Source organism: Proteus hauseri, assembly GCF_004116975.1.
Lineage (GTDB): Bacteria > Pseudomonadota > Gammaproteobacteria > Enterobacterales > Enterobacteriaceae > Proteus > Proteus hauseri.
In genome coordinates this window covers 1707782-1724467 of the sequence record NZ_CP026364.1, presented here as the reverse complement: position 1 = coordinate 1724467, position 16686 = coordinate 1707782, and the positions used below count along the sequence as shown (strand labels likewise).

Genomic DNA, 16686 nt, shown 5'->3' with positions numbered 1-16686 from the left:
ACCTCATTACACTTATTTCAATCGAATATAGCCACCAGCCACAATAGCTATTTTTTCAATAAGCTCAAGTTCTAATAAAAGAGGGGCTAAATCAGATGTTGATAATGCACTACGATTAGCAATGATATCAATTGCTGTTGCCTCATCAAAGCGCAATAAAGGTAATATTGTATTAATAGCTTCTTGTTGAACTAAGTTCAGTTGCTTACTTTCTGCTTTTTGAGAAAGAGCAGATTGTGACGGTAATAAATATTGTTGCTCATGTATATCGTCATGTTCAGATAGCCAATGTAATGAACTATTTAAATATTCCAAAATATCATTGGGAAATGAAGCTAGGTTTGCTCCTTGTTTAATAAGTTGATGATTACCTTCAAAATGTATATCACCTAATAAACCAGGTAGAACAAATAACTCTTTTCCTTGCTGCAAAGCACAATTAGCTGTAATCAAAGAACCGCTTTTTATTCCTGCTTCTATAATTAATAATGCTGAACTTAATCCACTAATAATTCGATTACGCTGTGGGAAATGGTGTGCTAAAGGTGGCATATCAGGTAAATACTCCGATACAAGAAGACCAGTTTCTTTGATTTGCAAGGCAAGTGAGCGATGAAAAGAAGGATAGATATGTTCTAAACCACTTCCTAATACAGCAATAGTAACCCCTTTATTTTTTAAAGCGCTACGATGCCCTACACTATCAATACCTTGGGCGAGCCCACTTGTAATAGCGATACCATTATTGACCAGTTCTTGAGCAAAATATGTTGCCCATCTAGTTCCATAATGTGTTGCATCACGGCTACCTATTAATGCTATTTGAGTATTTGATAAGTGTTTTCTATCACCTGCAACAAAAAGTAAAAGAGGTGGCGATGAAATCTGCTTTAATAAAGATGGATAATCGGGATCAGAGATCGTTAAAAGTGATGACTCATTTTTATCTAACCAATTTAATGCACTTTTAACAGAATCTTTATGAAGCCTCATAAATTGAACACATTGCTGGTCTGATAGCCCACTGGCTTTTAATTGTTTATCATTTATTCGTGATAAACTTCGTAAATGGCTGACTAATTGCATCACTTTATTAATAGGTAATCTTGAAATAGTATTTAGTCTTATCCATATTTCTCTAGCATCCATGCATTATCCTAGTGTTATTTTTAATAAACAGGGTGAGCGCTAAACCACCAAATACTGTCAATCTAGACAATAAATGTCTAGAATAGACGTTAAATCTCATTCACATTTTAGAAACAGTCCGAATAAACTATGGCCGTGTTACACGTATTACATTATCCAGACGAGCGTCTTCGCACGATTGCAAAGCCAGTCGAAAAAGTTAATGCTGAAATTCAACAAATCATCGATGATATGTTTGAAACGATGTATTTAGAAGAAGGTATTGGGCTAGCTGCAACACAGGTGGATATCCACCAGCGCATTATCGTCATTGATGTCTCTGAAAATAGAGACCAAAAACTAGTACTAATAAATCCTGAGCTTCTTGATTCTGATGGCGACACAGGTATAGAAGAAGGCTGTTTATCTATTCCAGAACAGCGTGCTTTTGTACCAAGAGCTGAACGAGTAAGAGTTAAAGCACTTGATTATAATGGCCAGCCATTTGAATTAGAAGCAGATGACTTATTAGCTATCTGTATTCAACATGAGATGGATCATTTAGTTGGTAAGCTCTTTGTTGATTATTTATCTCCACTTAAACGTCAACGTATCCGCCAAAAAGTGGAAAAATTAGATAAGTTAGATAAGAAAAGAGCTAAAGCAGGACAGTAATTAAATTGAAACAGGAAGAAAACGTGTCTGACTCATTACGCATTATTTTTGCGGGAACGCCCGATTTTGCAGCTCGACATTTAGCTGCATTATTATCAACTCAACATAGTGTTGTAGGAGTACTTACACCTCCTGATAAGCCCACAGGAAGAGGTAAGAAGCTGACCTTTAGCCCAGTTAAAGAACTCGCGCTAACAAATGATATTCCTGTTTATCAGCCTGCATCTTTAAAACCAGTAGAAAACCATGAATGGATTCAAGCACAACAAGCTGACATTATGATTGTTGTTGCTTATGGCATGATCCTGCCTAAAGCAGTGCTCGATATTCCTCGTTTAGGCTGCTTAAATGTTCATGGTTCTCTTTTACCTAGATGGCGAGGAGCGGCACCTATTCAGCGCGCACTTTGGGCTGGAGATACAGAAACGGGTGTCACCATTATGCAAATGGATATAGGACTAGATACTGGAGATATGCTGTATAAATCAGCATGTCCAATTACTAGCGAAGACACTAGTTCATCACTCTATGAAAAACTCGCCGATTTAGGTCCCAAAGCTTTAATTAGCACATTAGACCTAATTACTGCAGGAAAGCTAAAAGCAGAAAAACAAGATGATAATTTAGCAAACTACGCACAAAAATTATCAAAAGAAGAAGCCAGAATTGATTGGTCATTATCAGCGGAACAAATAGAACGATGTATTCGAGCATTCAATCCATGGCCGATGAGCTTTTTCATGCTAGAGGATCAACCTGTAAAGGTTTGGAAAGCACAGGTCATTTTGGGTGACACTAATCAAACACCTGGCATGTTACTAAAAGCTGATAAAACTGGCATTTATATAGCAACGGGAAAAGGCACGCTGAATATTGTAGAACTTCAGCCATCAGGCAAAAAACCGATGACATCTGCAGATTTTCTAAACTCTAAGCGAGAGTGGTTCACACCCGGCAAAGTTATTAAATAACAATTCTAACCCCTGATAAAACTTATCGGGGTTTTCCTTTTTTCACGCCGATATTTTTGGCGCTAAATATCAAACGTTAACTCATTATGAAAACGTCATACAACATACGTAGTATTGCGGCAAAAGCAATCAGCCAAGTTTTAGACCAAGGTTTATCATTAAACACTGTCATTCCTGAATTACAAAAGAATGTTTCTGATAAAGACCGTTCTTTATTACAAGAACTTTGTTTTGGTACTTTACGTACACTGCCTCAATTAGAGTGGACTATCCAGCAACTAATGGATAAACCACTTAAAGGTAAACAACGCATTTTGCACTATCTTATTATGGTAGGCCTATATCAACTTCTATATACCCGTATTCCTGCACATGCAGCTTTAGCCGAAACCGTTAATGGTGCAGTAGCATTAAAAAAGCCGCAACTAAAAGGTTTGATCAACGGTGTATTGCGCCAGTTTCAGCGCCAACAAGATATTTTAAGTGAGCGCTTCCAAAATAATGAGAGTCGTTTTTTACATCCTTCGTGGCTATTAGCTCGAATAAAACAAGCTTATCCAAAAGAATGGGAAATGATTGTTGAAGGAAATAACCAAAAACCTCCTATGTGGTTACGAGTTAATCAGATTCATCATTCACGTGAAGAGTATCTTGCCTTACTTGAAGCTAATGAGATCGCTGCAATAGCTGACGGATCGCTTCCTTATGCAATCCGTTTAGAAACGCCATGTAACGTTAACATGTTACCGGGATTTGATGATGGTTGGGTTACCATACAAGACCGATCTGCTCAACGTTGTGCTGAATTATTAGCCCCGAAAAACAAAGAGCAGATCCTCGATTTATGTGCGGCTCCTGGTGGTAAGACTACTCATATTTTAGAAATTGCGCCTCAATCTCAAGTATTAGCAATAGATATTGATGAACAACGCCTAAACCGAGTTAAAGAAAACCTAAATCGACTAAAACAGCAGGCAACTGTAAAAAGTGGCGACGGTCGTTATCCTGAGCAGTGGTGTTCTGGTATGCAGTTTGACCGAATACTACTTGATGCACCTTGTTCAGCAACTGGCGTTATTCGTCGTCATCCTGATATTAAATGGCTTCGCCGTAATGACGATATTGCACAGCTAGCACAAATCCAGAAAGAAATTTTACATGCTATATGGCCGTATTTAAAATCAGGTGGCACATTAGTTTATGCTACCTGCTCTATTTTGCCTGAAGAAAATAGTCAACAAGTTGAGATGTTCCTATCTTCCACAAAAGATGCTCAATGTAATTACCAAAACCAATGTTTACCTGAACCTAATGGTGGCGATGGATTCTTTTATGCCGTGATAAAGAAAATCTAACTTGGTGATAAAAGATGATCTAGGATCTAAAAAAGGCTACTATTTCAACGCAAGATCACTTAGATCATGCGTTTTGTTTTCTACTTGTTAACTAAATACTCTGAGAAACATCGATGAAAATTATTATATTAGGCGCAGGACAAGTTGGTGGAACCCTTGCCGAAAATCTTGTCGGTGAAAATAATGATATTACTGTCGTTGATACTGATGCTGCTCGTTTGCGTCAACTTCAAGACAAATTCGATTTAAGAGTCGTTAATGGGCATGGCTCACACCCTAGAGTATTAAGAGAAGCAGGTGCTGAAGATGCTGACATGTTAGTTGCTGTCACCAACTCTGATGAAACCAACATGATTGCCTGCCAAGTTGCTTACACTTTATTTAATACGCCAAATAAAGTAGCTCGCATCCGAGCCTCAGAGTTTGTTCGTGAATCAGATAAGCTTTTTTTACCTGAAGCAATCCCTATTGACTACCTTATCTCACCAGAGCATTTAGTTATTGATTATATTTATAAACTCATCCAATACCCAGGCGCATTACAAGTTGTTAATTTTGCTGAAGGACAAGTCAGTATTGTTGCAGTAAAAGCATATTATGGTGGATCTCTAGTCGGGAATGCATTATCGACTTTACGAGATCACATGCCACATATTGATACTCGTGTTGCTGCTATTTTTCGCCAAGACCGTCCAATCAGACCGCAAGGTTCAACAATTATTGAAGCAGGTGATGAAGTTTTCTTTGTAGTTGCATCACAACATATTCGAGCCGTTATGAGTGAGCTACAACGCTTAGAAAAACCTTATAAACGAATTATGATTGTTGGAGGTGGTAATGTTGGAGCTGGATTAGCAGCGAGGTTAGAAAAAGATTATAGCGTTAAATTAATCGAACATAATCAACAACGTGCAACTGAACTTGCAGAACTCCTTCATGATACCATTGTTTTTTATGGTGATGCATCTGATCAGGAACTACTTGCAGAAGAACATATAGAACAAATTGATGTTTTCATCGCCCTAACGAATGATGACGAAGCTAATATTATGTCTGCAATGTTAGCTAAACGCATGGGAGCCAAGAAAGCGATGGTTCTTATTCAACGTAGTGCATACGTTGATCTAGTCCAAGGCGGCGTTATTGATATTGCTATATCACCACAACAAGCCACTATTTCTGCATTACTCGGACACGTACGTAAAGCAGATATTGTCAGTGTTTCTTCATTACGTCGTGGTGTTGCTGAAGCTATCGAAGCCGTAGCACATGGTGATGAAAACACATCAAAAGTAGTTGGCCGACGTATTCAAGATATCAAACTCCCACCAGGAACCATCATTGGAGCCATTGTTAGAAATCAAGATGTTATTATTGCTAATGCAAGCCACTCTATAGAACAAGGGGATCACGTTATTATGTTTATTACTGATAAAAAATACGTTCCCGATGTAGAGAAACTGTTCCAACCTAGCCCATTCTTCTTATAGATATTTTACAGAAATAAGAATAATAGTCATTGTTACCTATTGTGGTCTACTATTATTATTATCATTCCGAATACTAAATTTTCACATAATAATTCTATTTTGATATATCTAAGGGGTAGCTATGGCTTTTTTTAAAGAGTTTCGTGAATTTGCAATGAAAGGTAACGTTGTCGATATGGCAGTCGGTGTCATTATCGGGGCCGCATTTGGGAAGATTGTTTCCTCATTAGTCGCCGATATCATTATGCCACCATTGGGCTTATTAATTGGTGGTATTGATTTTAAACAGTTTAGTTTTGTATTAAGAGAAGCTACTGGAGATGTGCCAGCTGTCGTATTAAATTACGGTATGTTTATTCAAACTGTCTTTGACTTTGCTATTGTTGCATTTGCCATCTTCTGTGCGATTAAATTAATTAACAAAACTCGCCGCCAAGCTGAAGAAGCGCCAAAAGCGCCACCTGCGCCTTCAGCAGAAGAAACTTTATTAACTGAAATTCGTGATCTATTAAAAAATCAGCAAAAATAAAAACTAAAAGGCCAGTGATAACAATTGAAAAAATCTTTTGTTATCACTGGCCTCCCAGTTCCCCTTCTTATTATGTTTCTCTTTTCTCATAAAACTCCCTTTGCCTTTCTTGTTTTTTTCCACACGTTGTCTAAATAGTGGGTCATGAACAAGTGCAGCTAGGGCATTGTCTTTAATCACACCTTTTTGATGCTGATATTTACTAGACATAGAAACCTCTAAAATTATTAAAGAACATACATAGTATTATCTGATGAAATATTATTGCTTTGTAGCGCCAGATTCAAGTATTTCTAGAATAGAACAATAAGTACTTTCATGAGCACTGCCACAACACGCATCACTTAACATTTTTAGTGAATCACGCATTCTTTCCATTTCTTTAAGCCGAACTTCAACTTCAGCAAGCCTAGCATCAACAATATGTTTTGATTCAACACAAGTATGATGTGCAGGATCTACACGTATTGATAATAGCTCAGTGATTGCATCTAAAGTAAAACCTAATTCTTTAGCATAACGAATAAAACGCAATCGCTGTAAGTCTTGATCTGTATAAAGTCGATAGCCACCTTCTGTACGTCTATCGTGCCCCATCAATCCTTGCTTTTCATAAAAACGAATTGTATCTGTTGTCACATTAGCTAACTTTGCAACTTGCCCAATACGATACATGGATCATTCCTCAGTATTAATTATTAATAAGCATAACAAATAATCAAAAAAATAGAATTGAAAGATAGTGCGATACTAAGAATACATTTTGTCTATACCACATTATTTTTACACTAGAAACATAGCAGTATGATCAAATAGTGAGAAATAAATATAATACAGCTCAATAGTAAGCAAAATAAAGGGAAGATATAAAGGAAAGTTTTTCAGAAAATATCTAACTAAAAAAGTAAAAAAACCGGATTAAAAAATCCGGTTTTTTTATTCACTGCACTAAATAATAATAAAATTATTCAGCTGCTGCTTCTGTTTCAGAATCAGCACGGTCAACAAGCTCAATGTAAGCCATTGGAGCGTTGTCACCAGCACGGAAGCCACACTTAAGAATACGAGTGTAACCACCTGCACGGCTCGCAAAACGCGGACCTAATACTGTAAACAGTTTTGCCACGACTTCGTTATCACGAGTACGGGCGAATGCCAGACGACGATTAGCTACGCTGTCGGTCTTGGCAAGAGTAATCAGCGGCTCAACGACGCGACGCAGTTCTTTCGCTTTTGGCAAAGTTGTCTTGATTATCTCATGACGAACTAAAGAACCTGCCATGTTACGAAACATAGCCTGACGATGGCTGCTGTTGCGGTTCAATTGACGACCACTCTTACGATGGCGCATGACCTTATCCTTCTCAGTAAAACCTTAACCTGTGATCTTATTCATCAGCGATACTTGCAGGTGGCCAATTCTCAAGGCGCATGCCAAGAGATAGTCCACGAGACGCCAGTACGTCTTTAATCTCGGTAAGAGATTTTTTACCGAGGTTAGGCGTCTTAAGTAATTCAACTTCAGTACGCTGTACCAGATCACCGATGTAGTGGATTGCTTCTGCCTTCAGACAGTTAGCAGAGCGGACAGTCAATTCAAGATCGTCAACTGGGCGCAGCAGGATCGGATCGAACTCTGGCTTCTCTTCTTTAACTTCAGGTTGACGAACATCACGTAAGTCAACAAAAGCTTCAAGCTGTTCGGCCAGGATAGTCGCTGCACGGCGAATCGATTCTTCTGGATCGATAGTACCGTTAGTTTCCATCTCGATTACCAGCTTATCCAAGTCGGTACGCTGTTCAACACGAGCTGCTTCCACATTATAAGCAATACGCTCAACTGGGCTATAGCACGCGTCTACTAATAGGCGACCGATAGGGCGCTCATCTTCTTCCGAATGAATTCGGGCAGAAGCCGGCACATATCCACGACCACGCTGAACTTTGATACGCATATTAATTGATGCGTTCTCGTCTGTAAGGTGGCAGATAACGTGCTGCGGCTTGACGATTTCGACATCACCGTCATGGATGATATCGGCTGCAATAACAGGGCCAATGCCAGATTTGCTCAAAGTAAGAATAACTTCATCTTTACCATGAACTTTTACCGCCAACCCCTTAAGGTTGAGCAGTATTTCTAGGATATCTTCCTGAACACCTTCTTTGGTGCTGTACTCATGCAGTACACCATCAATCTCAACCTCTGTTACCGCACAACCCGGCATAGACGAAAGCAGAATACGGCGCAGTGCGTTACCTAGAGTGTGGCCGAAGCCTCGCTCTAATGGCTCAAGGGTCACCTTGGCGTGCGTCGAACTCACTTGCTCGATATCAACCAGGCGCGGTTTTAGAAACTCTGTCACAGAACCCTGCATTGTGTCCTCTCTTTGGTGCTAAGCCTTACTTGGAGTAAAGCTCGACGATCAGGTGCTCGTTAATGTCAGCAGACAGGTCAGTACGTTCAGGAATACGTTTGAACACACCTTCCATTTTAGCAGCATCAACTTCCAGCCATGTTGGCTTTTCACGCTGTTCAGCCAGCTCTAAAGCAGCCTTGATACGAGACTGTTTTTTCGATTTTTCACGAACGCTGACTACGTCATTCGGGGAAACCTGATAAGAAGCAATGTTAACCACGCGACCATTTACCATGATTGCTTTATGGCTAACCATCTGACGTGCTTCTGCGCGAGTTGCGCCAAAGCCCATACGATAAACAACGTTATCCAGACGACCTTCCAGCAGAGTCAGCAGGTTTTCACCTGTGTTGCCTTTCAGACGTGTTGCTTCTTTGTAGTAGTTACGGAATTGACGTTCTAGAACACCGTAAGTACGACGAACTTTTTGTTTTTCACGTAACTGAACACCGTAATCAGACAAACGCGGTTTACGTGCGCCGTGCTGACCTGGTGCTTGTTCCAGTTTACACTTGGTGTCAATCGCCCGAACGCCAGATTTTAAGAATAAATCTGTACCTTCGCGGCGGCTCAGCTTGAGCTTAGGACCCAAATATCTTGCCATTTTCTTTCTCCAACTTTCCTAAAAACGAAAACGTTATTAAACGCGACGTTTTTTCGGTGGACGACAACCGTTATGAGGAATCGGAGTCACATCAGTAATATTAGTGATGCGGAAACCAGCCGCGTTTAATGCACGGATAGTTGACTCACGACCAGGACCAGGTCCTTTAACCATAACTTCCAGGTTCTTAATTCCGTACTCTTTAACAGCTTCAGCACAACGTTCTGCTGCAACTTGAGCTGCAAACGGAGTTGACTTACGAGAACCACGGAAACCGGAACCACCGGCAGTAGCCCAACCCAATGCGTTACCTTGACGATCTGTAATAGTAACGATTGTGTTGTTGAAAGAAGCATGGATATGAGCCACACCGTCAGAGACTTGTTTTCTTACACGCTTGCGTGCACGAATAGGTGCTTTTGCCATTGTTCAAATACCCCGATTATTTCTTGATCGGCTTACGCGGACCCTTACGGGTACGTGCATTGGTCTTAGTACGCTGACCGCGAACTGGTAGACCACGACGATGACGTAAACCACGATAAGTACCAAGATCCATCAGACGTTTGATGCTCAGGGTAACTTCACGACGTAGATCACCTTCTACAACGTATTTGGCAACTTCGTCACGCAGCTTGTCGATTTGCTCTTCAGACAGCTCACTGATCTTAACATTTTCAGCAATACCCGTTGCTTCACAGATAGCCTGTGAACGAGTCTTACCGATGCCGTAAATCGATGTTAAAGCGATTACGGTATGTTTATGATCAGGAATGTTAATGCCTGCTATACGGGCCACTATGCACTCCTAAATTAGCAGTTATACAGTACTATTCTGAAAAGCCCGTTTTCAGGATACTCAAACAATACTGTACATATTATAAAAGATTGGGCTGGCTAATTTAGCCAGCTCAACCGAACTTTGCAAGAAAAAAATGCAATAAATTAGCCTTGACGCTGTTTATGCTTAGGCTCGACGCTGCAAATTACACGCACGTGACCGTGACGTCTAACAATTTTGCAGTTACGGCACATTTTCTTGACGGAAGCACGAACTTTCATTTTTACTCTCCGTAACTTCTAAAACAAACTACTTAGCAGTAATTAACCTTTAAGGTTTGCTTTTTTCAATGCAGACTCATACTGACTTGACATCAGAAGAGTTTGCACTTGAGCCATAAAATCCATGATGACCACAACCACGATTAAGAGGGAAGTACCACCAAAATAGAAAGGTACTTTCATTGCGTCACGCATGAACTCCGGGATGAGACAGATAAAGGTAATATACAACGCACCGATTAAGGTTAAACGAGTCATTACTTTATCTATATATTTAGCCGTCTGCTCTCCCGGGCGAATTCCTGGTACAAATGCACCGGACTTCTTCAGGTTATCTGCCGTCTCTCTTGGGTTGAAAACCAACGCCGTATAGAAGAAACAGAAGAATATGATTGCAGCAGCGTATAGTAACACATAAATAGGTTGACCAGGCTGTAGATTCAATGAAATCGTTGTCAGCCAACCCCATCCTGTACCATCGCCAAACCAAGAGGTTATTGTACCAGGAAACAGGATAATACTTGAAGCAAAAATTGCTGGAATAACACCCGCCATATTTACTTTAAGTGGTAGATGTGTACTTTGTGCCGCGTATATTCTACGCCCTTGTTGACGTTTTGCATAGTTAACAACGATACGTCGTTGTCCTCTTTCTACAAAAACAACAAAGAAAGTTACCGCGAACACCAATACTGCAACCAACAATAACAGGAGGAAGTGCAGTTCGCCTTGCCGTGCCTGCTCGATGGTTTGACCAATGGCAGGCGGAAGGCCTGCAACGATACCTGCAAAGATAATAATTGAGATACCGTTACCAATACCACGTTCAGTGATTTGCTCACCCAACCACATAAGGAACATAGTTCCGGTGACTAAGCTAACAACAGCCGTAATATAGAATGGAAGACCTGGGTTAATCACTAGACCTTGCATACCTGGCATATTCGGTAAGCCGGTTGCGATACCAATTGATTGGAATATCGCCAGCACCAAAGTACCATAACGGGTATACTGGCTGATCTTACGACGACCGGCCTCCCCTTCCTTCTTAATCTCTGCTAACCGAGGGTTAACCACTGATAAAAGTTGGATAATAATCGATGCCGAAATATAAGGCATGATACCCAGCGCAAAGATAGAAGCACGGCTAAGAGCACCACCAGAGAACATATTAAACATTTCAATGATGGTGCCTTTTTGCTGATCGAGCAATTTGGCAAGCACAGTGGCATCAATACCAGGGATAGGAATAAAAGAGCCAATCCTAAAGACAATTAGTGCACCAAGAACAAACAGAAGTCTGCGTTTTAGTTCACCTACACCACCTTTAGCACTCTGGAAATCTAACCCTGGTTGTTTAGCCATCTGTCACTTATTCCTCAATTTTACCGCCAGCTGATTCGATTGCTGCACGGGCACCTTTGGTAACACGCAGACCACGAATAGTCACTGCACGGTTAACCTCACCAGAAAGAATAACTTTTGCATATTCAATCTGTGGGCCAACAACGTTTGCGGCTTTCAGTGCATTCAGATCGATTACATCGCCTTCAACATAAGCCAAATCAGACAGACGGATTTCCGCAGTCACGAATGATTTACGTGAAGTAAAACCAAATTTTGGTAAACGACGATATAAAGGCATCTGGCCGCCTTCAAAACCACGACGTACGCCACCGCCAGAACGAGACTTCTGACCTTTGTGACCACGGCCGCCAGTTTTACCTAAGCCAGAACCGATACCACGACCTACACGTTTAGGCGCATGCTTGGCACCTTCAGCCGGAGACAGAGTATTTAAACGCATCTCTTACTCCTCAACTTTAACCATATAGGAAACCAAGTTGATCATACCGCGAACCGCTGGTGTATCTTCGCGTTCTACAGTGTGACCGATGCGACGCAGTCCTAAACCAGTCATAGTTGCCTTATGTTTAGGCAGACGGCCGATTAAGCTGCGTGTTTGAGTAATTTTAATAGTCTTAGCCATGGTCATTACCCCAGAATTTCTTCAACGGATTTACCACGCTTAGCTGCGACCATATCTGGAGACTTCATGCTATCTAAAGCGTCCAGTGTTGCACGAACCACGTTAATCGGGTTTGTGGAACCATAGGTTTTAGCCAGTACGTTACGAACGCCAGCCACTTCTAGAACTGCACGCATTGCACCACCTGCGATAATACCAGTACCTTCGTGAGCAGGCTGCATAAATACGCGAGAACCTGTGTGGGTACCTTTTACAGGGTGGAACAGAGTACCGTTGTTTAAAGCGACGGTTTTCATATTGCGACGGGCTTTTTCCATCGCTTTCTGGATTGCTGCCGGAACTTCGCGAGCTTTGCCATATCCAAAACCAACGCGGCCATTGCCATCACCAACAACTGTAAGTGCGGTGAAGCTAAAAATACGACCACCTTTAACGGTTTTAGATACGCGGTTTACCGCGATCAGCTTTTCCTGCAGTTCGCCAGCTTGTTTCTCGATGTGAGCCATCTTACACTCCTACCTTAGAACTGAAGGCCAGCTTCACGGGCAGCATCTGCCAGTGCCTGGACTCGACCATGATATTGGAAACCGGAACGGTCAAATGATACTACTTTGATACCTTTTTCCAGTGCACGTTCAGCAACAATTTTACCAACTACTGCTGCGGCGTCTTTGTTTCCAGTGTTTTTCAGTTGCTCAATGATAGCTTTTTCTGTAGTAGAAGCGGCCACCAAAGTTTCAGAACCGTTTGGTGCAATAACCTGCGCATAAATATGGCGAGGGGTACGATGTACCACCAGGCGAGTCGCACCCAGTTCCTGGAGCTTGCGGCGTGCGCGGGTCGCACGACGGATACGAGCTGCTTTCTTATCCATAGTGTTACCTTACTTCTTCTTAGCCTCTTTGATACGCACAACTTCGTCGGCGTAACGAATACCTTTACCTTTATAAGGTTCAGGGCGACGGTAGGCACGCAGTTCTGCTGCTACTTGACCAATCACTTGCTTATCAGCACCTTTCAGTACGATTTCAGTTTGTGATGGACATTCTGCAGTGATGCCTGCTGGCAGTTCGTGTTCCACTGGATGTGAAAAACCAACTGCTAAGTTAACTGCATTGCCTTTAATAGACGCACGATAACCTACACCAACCAGTTGCAGTTTTTTAGTGAAGCCTTCGGTAACACCCACAACCATTGCATTTAACAGAGAACGAGTAGTACCCGCCTGTGCCCATGCATCTGCATAACCTTCACGAGGTGCGAAAGTTAATTGGTTGTCAGCATGTTGAATTTCAACTGCATTGTGGATAGTACGAGTAAGCTCGCCGTTTTTACCCTTTATCGTAATTACCTGACCGTTGAGTTTAACCTCTACGCCGGCAGGAATGACGACGGGTGCTTTTGCCACACGAGACATTCTTTCCTCCCGAATTAAGCTACGTAGCAGATAATCTCGCCACCAAGACCTGCTTGGCGAGCTGCACGATCAGTCATAACACCTTTTGAGGTAGAAACAACAGCGATACCCAGTCCTGCCATAACTTGTGGCAGCTCATCTTTTCTTTTATAGATGCGCAGACTTGGGCGGCTTACGCGCTGAATGCTTTCTACTACAGCCTTACCTTGGAAATATTTTAAAGTGATTTCCAATTCTGGCTTAGTGTCGCCTTCAATTTTAAAATCTTCGATATAACCTTCTTCCTTAAGCACGTTGGCAATCGCCACTTTCAGCTTGGAGGAAGGCATTGTGACCGCAACTTTGTTCGCGGCCTGACCGTTACGGATACGGGTCAGCATATCCGCGATGGGATCTTGCATGCTCATCTGTCTTTACTCCCGTGATTCAATTATGGTAATTACCAACTAGCCTTTCTAAGGCCCGGGATTTCACCGCGCATTGCGGCTTCACGGACTTTAATACGGCTTAGGCCAAATTTCCGCAGGAAACCGTGCGGACGTCCAGTTTGACGGCAGCGGTTACGCTGGCGTGAAGGACTTGAATCACGTGGCATAGTTTGCAGTTTCAGAACAGCATTCCAACGATCTTCATCAGATACGTTTACATCCGAAACGATAGCTTTCAGTTCTGCGCGTTTTGCGAAGAATTTCTCAGCTAAATTCGCACGTTTTACATCACGTGCTTTCATAGATTTCTTAGCCATGAATGCCCTGCCTTACTTGCGGAACGGGAAGTTAAACGCTGCTAACAGTGCGCGACCTTCATCATCAGAACCCGCAGTCGTAGTAATGGTAATATCCAAACCACGAACACGATCCACTTTATCGTAATCGATTTCAGGGAAGATGATTTGTTCACGTACACCCATGCTGTAATTACCACGTCCATCAAATGATTTAGCGGACAAACCACGGAAGTCACGGATACGTGGTACAGCAATAGAGATCAGACGTTCAAGGAACTCCCACATGCGTTCGCCACGCAGGGTCACTTTACAGCCGATCGGATAGCCCTGACGGATTTTGAAGCCTGCAACAGATTTGCGTGCTTTGGTGATCAAAGGTTTTTGACCTGAGATTGCTGCTAAATCAGCTGCTGCATTATCCAGCAGTTTTTTATCAACAATCGCTTCACCAACACCCATATTCAGGGTGATCTTCTCGACCCGAGGGACTTGCATGACAGAATGGTAACCAAACTGAGTCATCAGTTTTTGGACTACCTCGTCTTTGTAGTAATCATGCAGTTTCGCCATCGTATACTCCAAATTACTTGATAGTTTCTTTATTAGACTTGAAGAAACGGACTTTTTTGCCGTCTTCGAATCTAAAACCTACACGGTCAGCCTTGCCGGTTGCCGCATTGAAGAGTGCAACGTTAGAAACTTGAATTGCAGCTTCTTTTTCAACGATGCCACCTGGTTGATTCAGAGCCGGGACTGGCTTCTGATGTTTTTTAACCAGATTGATACCTTCAACGATAACTTTACCAGAAGAAAGAACCTGTTTTACTTTACCGCGCTTACCTTTGTCTTTCCCAGTTAGCACGATAACTTCGTCTTCACGACGGATTTTCGCTGCCATTGCCTGCTCCTTAGAGTACTTCAGGTGCCAGAGAGATAATTTTCATAAACTTCTCGTTACGAAGTTCACGAGTCACCGGCCCAAAAATACGCGTACCGATAACCTGCTCACTATTGTTGTTTAACAATACACAAGCATTACTATCGAAGCGAATGACAGAACCGTCAGGGCGACGAACACCCTTCTTGGTGCGCACCACTACCGCTTTCAGTACATCACCTTTTTTAACTTTACCACGTGGAATTGCTTCCTTGATGGTAATTTTGATGATGTCACCTACATCTGCGTAGCGACGGTGCGAGCCACCTAGAACCTTGATACACATTACGCGACGTGCACCGGAGTTGTCGGCCACGTTCAGCATAGTCTGTTCTTGGATCATTTTAGTGCTCCGCTAAATGTCAACTACTACTGAGCCACTTCCACATTAGAAGAGGCCGTTCAATATCCCATAATACGAGGGAGCGGCATTATAACACCACATTCTCGCTATGGACAGAAAAAATAAACGGCCCGTTCAATTTTGAGCCGTTTATTTCGTACGAAAAGGCTATTTTATTACAGAACAGCTTTTTCTACAACGCGAACTAACGCCCAAGACTTAGTCTTAGATAGTGGACGTGTTTGACGAATTTCTACTACGTCACCAATTCCACATTCGTTGTTCTCGTCATGTACATGCAGTTTGGTCGTACGACGGATGAACTTACCATATAATGGATGTTTCACCATACGATCGATAGCAACAACAATAGATTTTTCCATTTTGTCACTTACCACACGACCTTGCAGAGTACGGATTTTATCGGTCATTACGCACCCGCCTTCTCAGTCAGTAAAGTCTTAACGCGTGCGATATTACGACGCACTTGTTTCAACAGATGAGACTGTTGTAACTGACCACTTGCTGTCTGCATACGCAGATTAAACTGCTCACGCAGTAAGTTCAGCAGTTCTGTGTTCAGCTCTTCAACGCTCTTTTCGCGCAGCTCTTTTGCTTTCATTACATCACCGTCTTAGTTACAAAGGTGGTTTTGATAGGCAGTTTTGCTGCCGCCAGCTTGAATGCTTCACGGGCCAGTTCTTCAGGCACACCATCCATTTCATACAGGACTTTACCTGGCTGGATTAAGGCAACCCAATACTCAACGTTACCTTTACCTTTACCCATACGGACTTCGAGCGGCTTTTCAGTGATTGGTTTGTCTGGGAACACACGGATCCAGATTTTACCCTGACGCTTAACTGCACGGGTCATTGCACGACGTGCCGCTTCGATCTGACGTGCAGTCAGACGACCACGGCCCACAGCTTTAAGACCGTAAGTCCCGAAGCTTACATCCGCACCAGCAGCTAGGCCACGGTTACGGCCTTTGTGCACTTTACGGAATTTTGTACGCTTTGGTTGTAACATCAGCGA

Annotated in this window: 28 protein-coding genes; 5 read left to right on the top strand and 23 right to left on the bottom strand. The window is 42.2% G+C overall.

The genetic code is table 11. From position 1 onward, the window contains the following. Window positions 1-12 precede the first annotated feature (12 nt). On the bottom strand, window positions 13-1149 hold the full coding sequence (gene dprA / locus PH4a_RS07880; protein ID WP_129039007.1) for a DNA-processing protein DprA: 1137 nt from the start codon (window positions 1147-1149) through the stop codon (window positions 13-15). Between the two features lie 129 nt (window positions 1150-1278). Here dprA and def point away from each other — a divergent pair, with 129 nt between their 5' ends. The 5 genes from def (at window position 1279) to mscL (ending at window position 6148) form a co-directional block, all read left to right on the top strand. Beyond that, window positions 1279-1803, top strand: coding sequence for a peptide deformylase (gene def / locus PH4a_RS07875; protein WP_129039005.1), 525 nt, complete (start codon window positions 1279-1281; stop codon window positions 1801-1803). Window positions 1804-1826: 23 nt separating this feature from the next. Beyond that, the gene (gene fmt / locus PH4a_RS07870; protein WP_129039004.1) at window positions 1827-2774 is read left to right on the top strand and encodes a methionyl-tRNA formyltransferase; all 948 of its coding nucleotides are present in this window, start codon (window positions 1827-1829) and stop codon (window positions 2772-2774) included. An 86-nt stretch (window positions 2775-2860) separates the two neighbouring features. After that, a complete protein-coding gene (rsmB, locus tag PH4a_RS07865) occupies window positions 2861-4129 on the top strand; it encodes a 16S rRNA (cytosine(967)-C(5))-methyltransferase RsmB (RefSeq protein WP_129039002.1) in 1269 nt (422 codons plus the stop codon). A gap of 113 nt (window positions 4130-4242) precedes the next feature. Further along, window positions 4243-5619 carry a Trk system potassium transporter TrkA gene (trkA, locus tag PH4a_RS07860; protein WP_064718523.1) on the top strand — a complete coding sequence of 459 codons (1377 nt, stop codon included), beginning with the start codon at window positions 4243-4245 and terminating at the stop codon, window positions 5617-5619. 121 nt (window positions 5620-5740) lie between these two features. Continuing rightward, window positions 5741-6148: a large-conductance mechanosensitive channel protein MscL gene (mscL, locus tag PH4a_RS07855; protein WP_064718522.1), complete on the top strand. Its 408-nt coding sequence runs from the start codon at window positions 5741-5743 to the stop codon at window positions 6146-6148. Between the two features lie 3 nt (window positions 6149-6151). Here the strand turns inward: mscL and PH4a_RS07850 are convergent, their stop codons facing one another. The 22 genes from PH4a_RS07850 to rplP form a co-directional block, all read right to left on the bottom strand. Further along, the gene (locus tag PH4a_RS07850; RefSeq protein WP_064718521.1) at window positions 6152-6358 is read right to left on the bottom strand and encodes an alternative ribosome-rescue factor A; all 207 of its coding nucleotides are present in this window, start codon (window positions 6356-6358) and stop codon (window positions 6152-6154) included. Window positions 6359-6409: 51 nt separating this feature from the next. After that, entirely contained in the window at window positions 6410-6823 is a 414-nt protein-coding gene (zntR, locus tag PH4a_RS07845) for a Zn(2+)-responsive transcriptional regulator (protein WP_129039000.1), read from the bottom strand. Window positions 6824-7112: 289 nt separating this feature from the next. Next, a complete protein-coding gene (rplQ, locus tag PH4a_RS07840; RefSeq protein WP_004246940.1) occupies window positions 7113-7499 on the bottom strand; it encodes a 50S ribosomal protein L17 in 387 nt (128 codons plus the stop codon). A 37-nt stretch (window positions 7500-7536) separates the two neighbouring features. Then, a complete protein-coding gene (locus tag PH4a_RS07835) occupies window positions 7537-8526 on the bottom strand; it encodes a DNA-directed RNA polymerase subunit alpha (RefSeq protein WP_006535513.1) in 990 nt (329 codons plus the stop codon). Between the two features lie 25 nt (window positions 8527-8551). After that, on the bottom strand, window positions 8552-9172 hold the full coding sequence (rpsD, locus tag PH4a_RS07830; RefSeq protein WP_064718518.1) for a 30S ribosomal protein S4: 621 nt from the start codon (window positions 9170-9172) through the stop codon (window positions 8552-8554). Window positions 9173-9208: 36 nt separating this feature from the next. After that, window positions 9209-9598 carry a 30S ribosomal protein S11 gene (gene rpsK / locus PH4a_RS07825; RefSeq protein ID WP_002919257.1) on the bottom strand — a complete coding sequence of 130 codons (390 nt, stop codon included), beginning with the start codon at window positions 9596-9598 and terminating at the stop codon, window positions 9209-9211. Window positions 9599-9614: 16 nt separating this feature from the next. Further along, complete coding sequence (rpsM, locus tag PH4a_RS07820; RefSeq protein ID WP_004249689.1) at window positions 9615-9971, bottom strand: 30S ribosomal protein S13; 357 nt, start codon at window positions 9969-9971, stop codon at window positions 9615-9617. 146 nt (window positions 9972-10117) lie between these two features. Next, window positions 10118-10234, bottom strand: coding sequence for a 50S ribosomal protein L36 (rpmJ, locus tag PH4a_RS07815; protein WP_071788572.1), 117 nt, complete (start codon window positions 10232-10234; stop codon window positions 10118-10120). 42 nt (window positions 10235-10276) lie between these two features. Further along, window positions 10277-11599: a preprotein translocase subunit SecY gene (gene secY, locus PH4a_RS07810; RefSeq protein ID WP_006535510.1), complete on the bottom strand. Its 1323-nt coding sequence runs from the start codon at window positions 11597-11599 to the stop codon at window positions 10277-10279. A 7-nt stretch (window positions 11600-11606) separates the two neighbouring features. After that, window positions 11607-12041, bottom strand: coding sequence for a 50S ribosomal protein L15 (rplO, locus tag PH4a_RS07805; protein WP_064718517.1), 435 nt, complete (start codon window positions 12039-12041; stop codon window positions 11607-11609). 3 nt (window positions 12042-12044) lie between these two features. Next, entirely contained in the window at window positions 12045-12224 is a 180-nt protein-coding gene (gene rpmD / locus PH4a_RS07800; protein ID WP_036914634.1) for a 50S ribosomal protein L30, read from the bottom strand. Between the two features lie 5 nt (window positions 12225-12229). Further along, window positions 12230-12730 (bottom strand): 30S ribosomal protein S5, encoded by a 501-nt coding sequence (gene rpsE / locus PH4a_RS07795; RefSeq protein WP_023583472.1) that lies wholly within the window; start codon window positions 12728-12730, stop codon window positions 12230-12232. A gap of 14 nt (window positions 12731-12744) precedes the next feature. Continuing rightward, complete coding sequence (gene rplR / locus PH4a_RS07790) at window positions 12745-13098, bottom strand: 50S ribosomal protein L18 (protein WP_064718516.1); 354 nt, start codon at window positions 13096-13098, stop codon at window positions 12745-12747. 9 nt (window positions 13099-13107) lie between these two features. Continuing rightward, complete coding sequence (gene rplF / locus PH4a_RS07785) at window positions 13108-13641, bottom strand: 50S ribosomal protein L6 (RefSeq protein ID WP_064718515.1); 534 nt, start codon at window positions 13639-13641, stop codon at window positions 13108-13110. Window positions 13642-13655: 14 nt separating this feature from the next. Continuing rightward, complete coding sequence (gene rpsH, locus PH4a_RS07780) at window positions 13656-14048, bottom strand: 30S ribosomal protein S8 (protein ID WP_004246950.1); 393 nt, start codon at window positions 14046-14048, stop codon at window positions 13656-13658. A 32-nt stretch (window positions 14049-14080) separates the two neighbouring features. Continuing rightward, window positions 14081-14386 carry a 30S ribosomal protein S14 gene (rpsN, locus tag PH4a_RS07775; RefSeq protein WP_006535503.1) on the bottom strand — a complete coding sequence of 102 codons (306 nt, stop codon included), beginning with the start codon at window positions 14384-14386 and terminating at the stop codon, window positions 14081-14083. A gap of 12 nt (window positions 14387-14398) precedes the next feature. Then, window positions 14399-14938, bottom strand: a complete 540-nt coding sequence (gene rplE / locus PH4a_RS07770; protein ID WP_064718514.1) for a 50S ribosomal protein L5 — start codon at window positions 14936-14938, stop codon at window positions 14399-14401. A gap of 13 nt (window positions 14939-14951) precedes the next feature. After that, window positions 14952-15266: a 50S ribosomal protein L24 gene (rplX, locus tag PH4a_RS07765; RefSeq protein WP_064718513.1), complete on the bottom strand. Its 315-nt coding sequence runs from the start codon at window positions 15264-15266 to the stop codon at window positions 14952-14954. Window positions 15267-15276: 10 nt separating this feature from the next. After that, the gene (rplN, locus tag PH4a_RS07760; RefSeq protein ID WP_004246955.1) at window positions 15277-15648 is read right to left on the bottom strand and encodes a 50S ribosomal protein L14; all 372 of its coding nucleotides are present in this window, start codon (window positions 15646-15648) and stop codon (window positions 15277-15279) included. Window positions 15649-15824: 176 nt separating this feature from the next. Further along, window positions 15825-16079, bottom strand: a complete 255-nt coding sequence (rpsQ, locus tag PH4a_RS07755) for a 30S ribosomal protein S17 (protein ID WP_023583468.1) — start codon at window positions 16077-16079, stop codon at window positions 15825-15827. Beyond that, a complete protein-coding gene (gene rpmC / locus PH4a_RS07750; RefSeq protein ID WP_064718511.1) occupies window positions 16079-16270 on the bottom strand; it encodes a 50S ribosomal protein L29 in 192 nt (63 codons plus the stop codon). Before rpmC ends, rpsQ begins: the two co-directional genes overlap by 1 nt. After that, window positions 16270-16680 carry a 50S ribosomal protein L16 gene (gene rplP, locus PH4a_RS07745; RefSeq protein ID WP_006535500.1) on the bottom strand — a complete coding sequence of 137 codons (411 nt, stop codon included), beginning with the start codon at window positions 16678-16680 and terminating at the stop codon, window positions 16270-16272. The genes rpmC and rplP overlap by 1 nt, the downstream gene beginning before the upstream one ends. Window positions 16681-16686 lie beyond the last annotated feature (6 nt).